The sequence below is a fragment of the Sphingomonas sp. CFBP 13603 genome, assembly GCF_014892665.1.
Lineage (GTDB): Bacteria > Pseudomonadota > Alphaproteobacteria > Sphingomonadales > Sphingomonadaceae > Sphingomonas.
Window position 1 is genome coordinate 173,173 of the sequence record NZ_JADBIA010000007.1, and the last position, 12,131, is coordinate 185,303.

Genomic DNA, 12,131 nt, shown 5'->3' on the forward strand with positions numbered 1-12,131 from the left:
ATCTGTGATCGACTGTCATGATCTATCCTGCCCGAATAATCGATTGGACAAATGTCCATCAAATCCTGCATCTTAGGCCCAAGCACGGAATACTCATCGAGAGAGGACGCCAAGATGGCCGATTACGAACAGCCCAAGAGCAGCGGTTGCCCCATGGGCCCCAACGGCGGCGGCGAGGTCAAGGCCCGCTCGCTGCTCGGTCGTACGAACAAGGATTGGTGGCCAGATGCGCTGCCGATCGACATGCTGCACCAGCACGGCGTTTCGCCCGACCCGATGGGCGAAGAATTCGACTATGCCGAGTCGTTCCAACAGCTCGACTATGCCGCGCTCAAGGCTGACCTGACCGCGCTGATGACCGACAGCAAATCCTGGTGGCCTGCCGATTACGGTCACTACGGCCCGTTCATGATCCGCATGGCGTGGCACGCCGCCGGCACCTACCGCGTGACCGACGGCCGTGGTGGGTCGTCGTCGGGCCAGCAGCGTTTCGAGCCGCTCAACTCGTGGCCGGACAACGGCAACCTCGACAAGGCGCGTCGCCTGTTGTGGCCGCTGAAGCAGAAGTACGGCAAGAACATCAGCTGGGCTGACCTGTTCATCCTCGCCGGCAACGTCGCGATCGAGAGCATGGGCGGACCGATCTTCGGTTTCGCTGGCGGCCGCAAGGACGTCTTCGCCTCCGAGGGCGACACGTTCTGGGGCGCCGAGGAGCTGTGGGTCAACGAGGGTGCGCAGACGCGCATCAGCGAGGACATGCCCGAGCTCGAGGGGCCGCTGGCCGCGATCCAGATGGGTCTCATCTACGTCAATCCGGAAGGTCCGGGCGGTGATCCGAACCCGCTCCTGTCGGCACGCGACATGAAGGCGACGTTCCTGCGGATGGCGATGAACTCCGAGGAAACCGTTGCGCTGACCGCCGGCGGTCACGCTTTTGGCAAGTCGCATGGCGCCAAGCCTGCCCCGCATTTCAAGGCCCCGTCTTCCGAATCGGTGCACATGCAGGGTCTTGGCTGGCTGACCGACAGCGAGGAGATTGGCCAGGGCCACATCACGACCTCGGGCATCGAGGGCGCATGGTCGAACAACCCGACCAAGTGGACCGGCGATTACCTGCGCCTGCTGTTCAAGTACGACTATGAGCTGACCGAGAGCCCGGCCGGCGCGAAGCAGTGGCAGCCGGTCAACCCGGCACCGGAGGACATGGCACCCGACGCGCGCGATCCCAACAAGCGCGTGCCGACGATGATGACCACCGCCGACATGGCGCTGAAGATGGACCCCGAGTTCCGCGAGATCGCGCTGCGTTTCCGTGACGATCAGTCGGCACTCGACGACGCGTTTGCACGCGCCTGGTTCAAGCTGACGCACCGCGACATGGGCCCACGCGTTCGCTATCTCGGGCCTGAGGTTCCGGAAGAGACGCTGATCTGGCAGGATCCGGTTCCCGAGGGCACCGCGCCGTCGGACGCCGACGCCGCTGCGTTCAAGGACGCCGTCCTGTCGAGCGGGCTGACGATCGGCCAGCTGGTCAAGACCGCCTGGGCGTCGGCATCGAGCTATCGCCGGTCGGACCACCGCGGTGGTGCGAACGGTGCGCGCATCGCGCTCGCCCCGCAGAAGGACTGGCCGGTCAACGAGCCCGAGCAGCTGAGCAAGGTCCTGGCCAAGCTCAACGAGCTGCGCGGCGACATGTCGCTGGCCGACGCGATCGTGCTGGCCGGTTCGGCAGCGGTCGAGAAGGCGGCGCGCGATGCCGGTCACGACGTGTCGGTGCCGTTCCTCGGTGGACGCGGCGATGCCACGCAGGAGTGGACCGATGTCGAGAGCTTCGTGTGGATGGAGCCGCAGGCCGATGGCTTCCGCAACTACCTGAAGACGCGTCATCCGGTGAAGACCGAGGAGCTGCTGCTCGACAAGGCTTCGCTGCTCGGCCTGTCCGCGCCGGAGATGACCGTGCTGGTCGGTGGCCTGCGCGTGCTCGGCGCGAACTTCGGCGATGCGCCCGAGGGCGTACTCACCACGCGTCCGGGCCAGCTGACCAACGACTTCTTCGTCAACCTGCTCGACAACGACACGTTCTGGGATCTGGTCGACACGTCGAGCGACGAGAAGTTCATCGGCTACGATCGTGGCGGTCGCGAGAAGAAGTGGCAGGCGACCCGTACCGACCTCGTCTTCGGCTCGAACTCGCAGCTGCGCGCGACGGCCGAAGTCTATGCCGAGAACGGCCACGAACAGAAGTTCGTTCGCGACTTCGTCAAGGCGTGGGTCAAGGTCATGAACGCCGATCGTTTCGACGTGACGGCCAAGCCTGTGTCGTCCAACCAGGCGACCTGAGCTTCGGTGACAGGCGGACAAGCCGTGCTGGTCTGGGCGACGTTCCAGGCGAGCACGGCTTGTCCGCCATTACCCGTTATGATTGCCGTGAACGATGGCATGAACTCCGATCGTTACACGGTCTCCAGCCACCGCCCTCGACGGCGGTACTTGTCGTGTTGGCTGACAAAGGTCCAAGGCGTTCTCGCCGAACGGCGTCGGAAGATGGCCAAGCCCGGCAGCGCCGGAAACCGATTGTCACGTCGCCAGAGGGCCTTGCGACGTTCGGTGCGTTTCCAGCCCTGATCCAACCCGCTATCATCGCGTACTCGGATCAGGTGAACGACGATGCGGATACCGTCGGCGAAGGGGAGGTCACAGATGGCGGCACCGTTGACGGCTCGGCGATCGGTCGTCGTCATCAGCGACTGGGTCGATGGCCAACATCCTGGACACGATCGCCCGTCCTCTACCCTGCTGCCAGCACACGCGACCAATCCGGAAAGCCAGCCGTGGATCGGCGATCTCGCCCCCGTTGACGTGACGGGCGGGTATCTGGAGCGGTTACCCCTCGCGCTGATCGCTGCCGGCATCGTCGATCAAGCCGAGATCTGGCATCATTGGCGCGGCGAGGACGAGCCTCCATTCCGCAGGGACAACGCGGTTCTGGCGCGCCGCGCCTTCCGGATCGACGACGAGCATGCCCCCTTTTCCTCGTTGCAGATGCATGCGTTCGTCGAGGCGTTCGGCGCGCCACATATCCTCGTTGTGTTCGGCCTGGGTGTCGCACCCGACCTGCTCGAACTCTGCGCGAACAGCATCATCCTCTACAATTCGATCGATGCGCCGTCGCTGCGCGTGCCGCCCGAGGTCAGCGAGCATTTCGATCTCGTCATTACCGGCGCGCAGTGGCAGTCGGACGAAGTCGAGGCGCGCCACCCCGGCATGCGCACCGCGATCCTGCCGGTCGGTCCCGAGTTCGCGGCGGTCGACCAGTTCCGTCCGCTTGGGACGCCCAAGGATGTCGACCTGATCTACGTCGCCGCCGCGCAGCCGTACAAGCGCCACGACATCCTGTTCGACGCCCTCGCGCAACTTCCACGCGACGTCCGCGCGCTTTGCGTATTCGGCTACGGCGAGGATGCCGACGCACTCCGCTACCGCGCGCAAGAGCAGAACCTCTCGATCGAGTTCGTCGGGCCACCAGGCGTACCGATCGTAGAGGTCAACCGCCTGATGAACCGCGCGAAGTTCGGCGTCGTCTGCGGCATCGACGACGGCGCGCCCGCGATCCTAACCGAATACATGCTCGCGGGCCTGCCCGTGCTCGCCAACGCGGAATTACGCTGCGGATTGCAGTTCATCCTGCCCGAGACCGGCATGACGGTTTCGACGAACGGGTTTGCCGATGCAATTCTTACAATGCGCGAAACCTACGAAGAATATCGGCCCCGCCAGGCCGTGTTGGAACGTTGGACTTGGCAGCATAGCATCGTGCGTTTGAGGGCAATTATCCAGCAAATACATGATGCAAAGCAATGACATTTACATAGTAAGGTTTGAGGTGTGGGATTAGGTTCGATCGACAACGCGGATAACCGCGGATTTGCGGATTGGAAGAGCGTGCACGGTATCGGACCTATTCTCACGCCCTCGAAGTCCGACGATGCCGCCCCGCCGCCGCTGATCTGCTTCTCGCACCTGCGCTGGGATTTCGTCACGCAGCGCCCGCAACATCTGATGAAGCGGTTCGCGCAAACCCAAAGGGTGTTCGTCTGGGAAGAACACATCCCCTGCGATCACCCGCTGCCGTTCCTCGAACATCACCCGTTTCCCGCCGACAACGTAATCGCATTGCGCCCACGCCTGCCGCATTGGTGGAACGCGGAGCAGGTCGAGGCAGGCTTGCGGCAACTGCTCGACATGCTGGTCGCGACGAGCGTTCGCGCGAAGCCTGTCCTCTGGTTCTACACCCCAATGATGCTCCCGTTCGCCGAGCATCTCGACGCCGCCGCGGTCGTCTACGACTGCATGGACGAACTGTCCGCGTTCCGCTTCGCCGATCCCGCCTTGCTCGACCGCGAAGCGCGGTTGCTCGCCCGCGCCGACCTCGTCTTCACCGGCGGCTACAGCCTCTATGAAGCCAAGCGCGGCCGTCACCGTGACGTCCACGCCTTCCCCTCGGCGGTCGACGTCGCGCACTTCGCACAAGCCCGCACCGGCAATGTCGAACCCGAAGACCAGCGCCACATTCCCGGCCCGAAGCTCGGTTTCTTCGGCGTCATCGACGAGCGTATCGACCTCGCGTTACTCGACGCTGTCGCCGCTCAGCGGCCCGAGTGGTCGTTCGTGATGATCGGCCCGGTCGTGAAGATCGACCCCGCGCACCTGCCACGCCGCGCCAACATCCACTGGCTCGGCGGCCGCGGCTACAACGAACTCCCCGCCTATCTCTCGGGCTGGAACGTCGCGCTGATGCCGTTCGCGATCAACGCCGCGACGCGCTTCATCAGCCCGACCAAGACCCCCGAATATCTCGCTGGCGGCCTGCCAGTCGTCTCGACCCCGATCGTCGACGTGATCCGCCATTACGGCGACGCAGCAGCCGTCGCGATCGCCGCCGACGCGACCGCGTTCGTCGCCGCCTGCGAGACCGCGCTCGCCCTCCCCCGCGAGGGGGCGTGGCGCGACGACGCCGACCGCCTACTCGCAACGCAATCCTGGGACCGCACGCAAACCGCCATGGCCACCGAGATCGACCGCATCCTCCAGGCGAAACGCACCTTCCGCCCCGCGCCGAAACGCGAACGCTACGACACGCTGATCGTCGGCGCAGGGTTCGCCGGCGCGGTCCTAGCCGAGCGGCTCGCGGCGGACAGCGGCCAGCGCGTCCTCGTCGTCGACCGCCGCCCGCACATCGGCGGCAACGCCTATGACGAGCATGATGCGGCGGGCGTGCTAATCCACCGCTATGGCCCGCACATCTTCCACACCAACTCCGCCGACGTGTTCGACTATCTGTCGCGCTTCACCGAGTGGCGCCCCTACGAACACCGGGTGCTGGCGAACGTCGACGACAAGCTCGTCCCGATGCCGATCAACCGCACCACGCTCAACGAACTCTACGGCCTGTCGCTCAGTGATGACGCGGAAGCCGCCGCGTTCCTCGCCAGCCGCGCGGAATCGGTCGAGGACATCCGCACTTCCGAGGACGTCGTCGTCGCAGCGGTCGGCCGCGATCTCTACGAGACGTTCTTCCGCGGCTACACGCGGAAACAATGGGGCCTAGACCCGTCCGAACTCGACCGCGCCGTCACCGCCCGCGTCCCGACCCGCACCTCGACCGACGACCGCTATTTCACCGATACATTCCAGGCGATGCCGGCGAACGGCTACACCCGGATGTTCGAGGCGATGCTCGATCACCCCGGCATCACGCTCGATCTCGGCGTCGAATATCGCGACGTGATCGACCGCATCGACGTCGACCACATCGTCTTCACCGGCCCGATCGACGAATATTTCGACTTCCGCTTCGGCAAGCTGCCCTATCGCAGTCTCCAGTTCCGCCACGAGACGCACGACGTCGCGCAGTTCCAGCCGGTCGCGGTCGTCAACTACCCGGACGAAGCCGTGCTGCAGACCCGCATCACCGAATACAAGCACCTCACCGGCCAACTCCACGCGAAGACCAGCATCAGCTACGAGTTCCCGAGCGCGGAGGGCGATCCTTATTACCCGATCCCCCGCCCCGAGAACCAAGCCCTGTTCAAACACTACGAGGCGCTCGCCGATGCGGAGGAAGGCGTGACCTTCGTCGGTCGGCTCGCGACGTATCGCTACTACAATATGGACCAGGTCGTCGGGCAGGCACTCGCGACGTATCGCCGCATGGTCGCGAAGTCCGCCGTTCTCGAGACCCCCGTGATGGCCGCCGAATGACCCGCATCTGCCTGTTGACCGACAGCCTCGCCCCGTCCGGCGTCGGCGCGCACATGATGACGCTCGCCGAAGGATTGGGCGGGGACGAGATCGTCGTCGCCGCGCGTCCCGGCACCGGCCTGCTCGAACACGCCGCCGCCAAGGGCTATGCGGTGAAAGCGCTCGACGACGATGCCAACCTCGTGCGCTGGCTCGACCGCGCCGCGCCCGACATCGTCCACGTCCACGCCGGTATCGGCTGGGAAGGCCACGCCGCCGTCCGCGCCGCGCACGCCGCTGGCGTCCCCGTGATCCGCACCGAACACCTCCCCTATCTCCTCACCGACACCGCGCAGTGCGACGAACACCGCGAAACCTCGGCCGCGCTCGCACGCCTGATCTGCGTCTCGGACGCGGTCGGCGACAGCCACCGCGCAGCCGGTATCGATCCGGCTCTCGTCGCGACGATCCACAACGGCGTCGGCGCGCACAAACCCTCGCGCTCGCGCGAAGCCCTCCGCAGCGAATGGGGCGTCGGCAATGCCCCTGTCCTCCTGATGGTCGCGCGCTTCGCCGAGCAAAAGGGCCACGCACTCCTGCTCGACGCGTTGCCAGCAATCCGCGCCGCACATCCGGACGTGATCGTGCTGCTCGCCGGCGAAGGCCCCCTCCTCACCCAGACCGCACGCGCGATCGCAGCCAAGGGGCTGGCCGGCACCGTCCGCATGCTCGGCACGCGCAGCGACGTCGCCGACCTGATGACGCTCGCCGACCTGCTAGTCCTGCCATCCGCGTTCGAAGGCCTGCCGCTGGTCGCGCTGGAGGCGATGGCCGCCGGCCTCCCCGTCGTTGCCACCGTCGCGCCCGGCAATGCCGAAGCAATCGAGGACGGCATCACCGGTCGCCTGACCGCCGCCGACCCGGCCAGTTTCGCCGAAGCGATCGTCACGTTGCTCGCTGATCGCGACAGCCTGAAAACAATGGCCAGCGCCGCGATCGAACGCCAGCAAGACCTGTTCTCGGCCGATCGCATGATCGCCGACACGCGCGCGGTCTACGCCGCCGTGCAAGACCAAAACACAAAGGGAAACAGCGTGGAGCGGACACGGATCGGGTTCATCGGCGCGGGCGGCATCGCCAATCGCCATTTCGGCGTGCTGGAGCAGTTCGACGACGTCGCGATCGTCGCGGTCGCCGATGTCGACATGGCGCGCGCGACAGACGCCGCCGCCCGCTTCGGCGCGCGCGCGTTCGACGATGCCGCCGCGATGCTGGCCGCGGTCGATCTCGACGCGCTCTACATTTGCGTGCCCCCCTTCGCGCACGGCGAACCCGAACGCCTCGCGATCGAGCACAAGCTCCCGTTCTTCGTCGAGAAGCCCGTCGCGCTAGACCTCGGCACCGCGGAGGACGTCGCCGCCGCAGTCGACCGGCTCGGTCTCGTCACCGCGGTCGGCTATCACTGGCGCTATCTCGATACCGTGGACGAGGTGAAGGCGCTGCTTTCGGCAACCCCCGCCCGCCTTCTCTCCGGCTATTGGCTCGATTCCACGCCGCCGCCGCGCTGGTGGTGGAAGAAGGACGCATCGGGCGGCCAGATGCACGAACAGACGACGCACCTGGTCGATCTCGCACGCTACCTCGTCGGCGACGTCGTCCGCGTCTACGGTCAGTCGGGCCATATCGACCGCGCCGCCTTCCCCGGCCTCGACGTCGCCACCACCAGCACCGCGATGCTTACCTTCGCCAGCGGCGCGATCGCCAATTTCGCGTCCACCTGCCTGCTCAACTGGAACCACCGCGTCGGCCTGCACTTGTTCGGCGAAGGCCTCGCGATCGAACTGACCGACCGCGACGTGATGATCGACATCGGCCGCGGCCGCCCGGTCCGCGGCACCGGCAGCGATCCGGTCGTGCTGGAGGATCGCGACTTTATCGATGCAGTCCGCGGGGGCGAGAACCGCATCCGCTGCCCCTATCCCGCCGCGCTCGAAACGCTCCGCCTGGCGCTGGCGATCGAACGCTCCGCCGTCGAAGGCCGCGCGATCGACGTCCGCGAACGGGAGGTGGCGCATGTCTGAGTGGCGCCACGTCCGCTCGCTCGGCGTCGAACGTCCCGGCCAGGCCTATTTCTTCGGCTATGACGAAGCGCCCCCGGGCGACGGTCAGGTCCGCCTCGACCTGCTTTACACCGGGTTCTCCGCCGGCACGGAACTGACCTTCGTCAAGAACAGCAACCCGTATCTCCACTCGCGCTGGGACGCAGGGCGTGGCGTCTTCGTCCCCGGCGAACCGAGCGCGCAATACCCCGTGCCGTTCCTCGGCTACATGGAATGCGCGCGCGTCAGCCACAGCCGGGTCGACGATTTCGCCAACGGCGACATCGTCGGCACCGTCTTCGGACACAAGACCGGCCACACCGCGGATCCGTTCAACGACCTGCTGACCAAGCTCCCGCCCGAACTCGATCCGATCCTCGGCATCTATATCGGCCAGATGGGTCCGATCGCCGCCAACGGCATACTCCACGCGGACGTCGAATTGCTGGGACCCAACGTCGTCAACCTCGGCGACGGCATTCGCGGCCGCCCCGCACTGGTGATAGGCGCAGGCATCGTCGGCATGCTGACCGCGCTGTTCGCGCAAGCCGCCGGCGCCAGCGAAATCGTGATCGCCGACCCCTCCCCCTTCCGCCGCCTGCGTGCCGAATGCCTCGGCATCACCGCGATGACCGAGGACCAGGCCTGGGCCTACGCCAAGGCACGCTGGCTCCACGGCGGCGACGATCGCGGCGCGGACGTCGTGTTCCAGACCCGCGCCGACGCCGCCAGCCTCCACGCCGCGATGCGCGCGCTGAGGCCGCAGGGCACGGTGATCGACCTCGCTTTCTATCAGGGCGGCGCCGACCGGCTGCGGCTCGGCGAGGAATTCCACCACAACGGCCTCTCCTTACGCTGCGCGCAGATCAACCGCGTCCCGCGCGGGCTCGGCTTCCAATGGGATCGCCGCCGCCTCGCCAACGAAACGGTGAAGCTGCTCCTCGCCCGCGGCCCCGAGATCCGCGCGCAGCTTATCACGCATGTCGTGCCCTATGACGACGCCCCCGCCTTCATCGCGCGGCTGGTCGGCGAGCGCCCCGAATTCCTCCAGATCGTGTTCAAGGTCGGCGATTGAGTACCGTACTCACTGTCGACGCCCGCCCGATCCGCATCCTGTTCGTCTTCGCCTGGCTCGTGGTCGGCGGCGAGGAGACGGAGGTGCGCCTGCTCGCCCAGGCGCTCGACCCGACACGCTACCGGATCGAGGTCGTCGCCTGCTTCCGAAAAGACGGCATGCCCGAGCAGACGCACGCGCAGTTGGAAGCGATCGGCGTCCCCGTCGACCGCACGCCCTACGCGCTCGGCTTCGACGAGACCGTCGCCTACCTCGCGAGCAAGCTGCCCGCGTACGACGTCGTCGTCTCATGCCAGAACGTCGCGGACATCTATCCCGCACTAGAACGCATGCACCTCCGCCCGCCGCTGATCGAGCATGGCGGCCTCGTCTCCGAAGCGCTTGCCGGCCCCAAGCATTTCACCGCGCGCTACGTCGGCGTCTGCGCCTCGATCCGCGACGCCGCCGCCAGCCGCATGCCCGGCCGCGAACACCACGCGATCGAGATCCCGTCGATGGTCGACACGCGCGCCTTCGACCCCGCCCGCCGCGCTCTCGTGCGTGCGACGCTAGGGATCGCCGAAGACGTACCGCTGATCGGCTGGCTAGGCCGGCTCGATCCGAAGAAGCGCGTTGAAGACTTCATCGAGGCCGCGGCCCTCGTCCACGCCCGCCACCCCCGGGCGCGTTTCGTCATCATCGGCGGACCGGACGCCTTCATCCCCGAATACGCCGCCGCACTCCGCAACCGCGCGCACGCGCTCGGCCTGGACGGCGCACTAACCTTCCTCGGTGATCGCGACGACGTGCCCGACCTGCTCGCCGCACTCGACATCTTCGTCTGGCTCTCGCGCGGCGAAGGCATGCCGCACGTCATCGCCGAAGCCGGCGCCGCACGCCTCCCCGTCATAGCAACGCGCGACAACGGCTCCGAACAACAGATCGTCGACGGGATCAGCGGCCTGTTCGTGCCCCACGAAGCCCCGCCCGCGGTCGCTACTGCGATCACGAAACTCATCGAAAACCCGGCACTGCGGACCCGCCTCGGCACTGCCCTCCGCGCCAAGGTCGACAGCGAGTACGCCGTCGCCGCCGTCGTCCCCCGCTGGGAAACCCTGTTCGCCGAAGTCCTGACCGACCGGCCACCTCTCCCCCGCCCGACCGGACTTTTCCGCAGCGTCCTGCAAGGCGGCTTCGAATCCTCCACGCACCGCCGCGCGCACGACCGCAAGCGAGTCGACGTCATCGCCGCCAGCCACCACGACACTCTCGCGGCGCATGATTATAGCGAACTCGCCAAGCTCGGCATCCTGACGGTCCGCGACGGCCTGCGCTGGCATCTGATCGAGCGCGAACCCGGCATCTACGACTGGTCCAGCCTCGATCGCCAGCTGGAAGCTGCCAAGGCGATCGGTACCGAAGTCATCTGGGACCTGCTCCATTATGGCTGGCCCGACGACATCGACATCTGGACGCCCGCCTTCGTCACCCGCTTCGCCGCCTTCGCCGCCGCCGCCGCGCGCCACATCGGCCCAGCCGCTTCCGGCGAGACCCGCTTCTACGCCCCCGTCAACGAGATCTCGTTCTTTGCCTGGGGCGGCGGCGACGCAGCCTATCTCAACCCCTTCGCACGGGGTCGCGGCTACGAACTCAAGGTCCAACTCGCCCGCGCCTCGATCGCCGCAATGGAGGCGATCCTCACGATCGACCCCGCCGCAAGGTTCGTCCACGCCGACCCGGTCATCAACGTCATCACCGACCCCGCCCGCCCCAATGATGCCCCCGCCGCCGAAGGCCATCGCCTCGCGCAATACCAGGCGTGGGACATGATCGCTGGGAAAGCATGGCCCCAGATCGGCGGCCGCGCGCCATTGCTGGATATCGTCGGCGTCAATTTCTACCACAACAACCAGTGGATCCACGGCGGCCCGCCGTTGTCGTACGACCACCCCCTCAGTCGCCCGCTCCACGCGATCCTCGCCGACGCCTATGCGCGCTACGGCCGCCCGATCTTCATCGCGGAAACCGGCATCGAGGGCAGCGCCCGCCCCGCCTGGCTCCGGATGATCCTGCGCGAGGTGAAGATCGCCCAGTCGCTCGGCGTGCCCGTCGAGGGCGTCTGCCTCTACCCGATCCTCGACCATCCCGGCTGGGACGACGATCGCTACTGCCCCAACGGCCTGCTCGCCTGCTCACCGGTGCTCGCAGACCGCGTACCGGACGCCGCACTCGCCGACGTCATCCGGGCTGCGACGCTCGGAGTATGATCTCCGCAACCCATTTCCGTATCGGCGGCCAACAAAAACCGCCGGTAATGGCTATCGCCTGATCGTATCGAACGCCGTTTCCATTCCGTCGCAAATGGCATTTTGGTCGCTTACGTCCCGTGTAAACGGAAGTTCCCGTCGCCCACCCTCCTTCAAAAGGAGTCGGTCGGCACTACGCGAGCACTTGGCAATGTCCGTTCACGATCATAAAGCGTCTGAGATTCGAACAACCCCCCGCCACGAGTTAACCACCATGCAGATCATCGTCCGCGACAACAACGTCGACCAAGCCCTCCGCGCCCTGAAAAAGAAGCTGCAGCGTGAGGGTGTATATCGCGAAATGAAGCTGCGCCGGCATTACGAGAAGCCGTCCGAGAAGCGGGCGCGTGAACATGCCGCGGCCGTCAGCCGTGCGCGCAAGGCGGATCGCAAGCGCGCCGAACGCGATAATTGAACGGTGACGCCGTCGTA

8 protein-coding genes are annotated in these 12,131 nt (G+C 66.4%); 7 read left to right on the top strand and 1 reads right to left on the bottom strand.

Annotation, left to right across the window (positions count from 1 at the left end):
• The first annotated feature begins 114 nt into the window (after positions 1 to 114).
• Positions 115 to 2,340: a catalase/peroxidase HPI gene (gene katG / locus IFR23_RS12825; RefSeq protein ID WP_192976244.1), complete on the top strand. Its 2,226-nt coding sequence runs from the start codon at positions 115 to 117 to the stop codon at positions 2,338 to 2,340.
• A gap of 113 nt (positions 2,341 to 2,453) precedes the next feature.
• On the opposite strand, the gene IFR23_RS12830 is transcribed toward katG, so the two are convergent.
• Positions 2,454 to 2,741, bottom strand: a complete 288-nt coding sequence (locus IFR23_RS12830; RefSeq protein WP_192976245.1) for a hypothetical protein — start codon at positions 2,739 to 2,741, stop codon at positions 2,454 to 2,456.
• Here IFR23_RS12830 and IFR23_RS12835 point away from each other — a divergent pair.
• The 6 genes from IFR23_RS12835 to rpsU all read left to right on the top strand — a co-directional run bounded on the left by IFR23_RS12835 (position 2,701) and on the right by rpsU (position 12,114).
• On the top strand, positions 2,701 to 3,861 hold the full coding sequence (locus IFR23_RS12835) for a glycosyltransferase family 4 protein (protein ID WP_244655652.1): 1,161 nt from the start codon (positions 2,701 to 2,703) through the stop codon (positions 3,859 to 3,861). The two genes, IFR23_RS12830 and IFR23_RS12835, sit on opposite strands and share 41 nt — an antisense overlap.
• Positions 3,862 to 4,059: 198 nt before the next feature.
• Entirely contained in the window at positions 4,060 to 6,261 is a 2,202-nt protein-coding gene (glf, locus tag IFR23_RS12840) for a UDP-galactopyranose mutase (RefSeq protein ID WP_192976283.1), read from the top strand.
• Positions 6,258 to 8,321 (top strand): glycosyltransferase, encoded by a 2,064-nt coding sequence (locus IFR23_RS12845; RefSeq protein WP_197978420.1) that lies wholly within the window; start codon positions 6,258 to 6,260, stop codon positions 8,319 to 8,321. Before glf ends, IFR23_RS12845 begins: the two co-directional genes overlap by 4 nt.
• The gene (locus IFR23_RS20030; protein ID WP_197978421.1) at positions 8,314 to 9,414 is read left to right on the top strand and encodes a zinc-dependent alcohol dehydrogenase; all 1,101 of its coding nucleotides are present in this window, start codon (positions 8,314 to 8,316) and stop codon (positions 9,412 to 9,414) included. Before IFR23_RS12845 ends, IFR23_RS20030 begins: the two co-directional genes overlap by 8 nt.
• Positions 9,411 to 11,660 carry a glycosyltransferase family 4 protein gene (locus IFR23_RS12850; RefSeq protein ID WP_192976246.1) on the top strand — a complete coding sequence of 750 codons (2,250 nt, stop codon included), beginning with the start codon at positions 9,411 to 9,413 and terminating at the stop codon, positions 11,658 to 11,660. The genes IFR23_RS20030 and IFR23_RS12850 overlap by 4 nt, the downstream gene beginning before the upstream one ends.
• Before the next feature lie 253 nt (positions 11,661 to 11,913).
• Positions 11,914 to 12,114 (top strand): 30S ribosomal protein S21, encoded by a 201-nt coding sequence (rpsU, locus tag IFR23_RS12855; RefSeq protein ID WP_031393196.1) that lies wholly within the window; start codon positions 11,914 to 11,916, stop codon positions 12,112 to 12,114.
• The last annotated feature ends 17 nt before the right edge of the window (positions 12,115 to 12,131 follow it).

What these genes read in the sequence shown, in the direction of transcription:
- katG (WP_192976244.1), top strand. Translation starts at nt 115, where the DNA reads ATGGCCGATTACGAACAGCCCAAGAGCAGCGGTTGCCCCATGGGCCCC.
- IFR23_RS12835 (WP_244655652.1), top strand. Translation starts at nt 2,701, where the DNA reads ATGGCGGCACCGTTGACGGCTCGGCGATCGGTCGTCGTCATCAGCGAC.
- IFR23_RS12830 (WP_192976245.1), bottom strand. Translation starts at nt 2,741, where the DNA reads ATGACGACGACCGATCGCCGAGCCGTCAACGGTGCCGCCATCTGTGAC.
- glf (WP_192976283.1), top strand. Translation starts at nt 4,060, where the DNA reads ATGAAGCGGTTCGCGCAAACCCAAAGGGTGTTCGTCTGGGAAGAACAC.
- IFR23_RS12845 (WP_197978420.1), top strand. Translation starts at nt 6,258, where the DNA reads ATGACCCGCATCTGCCTGTTGACCGACAGCCTCGCCCCGTCCGGCGTC.
- IFR23_RS20030 (WP_197978421.1), top strand. Translation starts at nt 8,314, where the DNA reads ATGTCTGAGTGGCGCCACGTCCGCTCGCTCGGCGTCGAACGTCCCGGC.
- rpsU (WP_031393196.1), top strand. Translation starts at nt 11,914, where the DNA reads ATGCAGATCATCGTCCGCGACAACAACGTCGACCAAGCCCTCCGCGCC.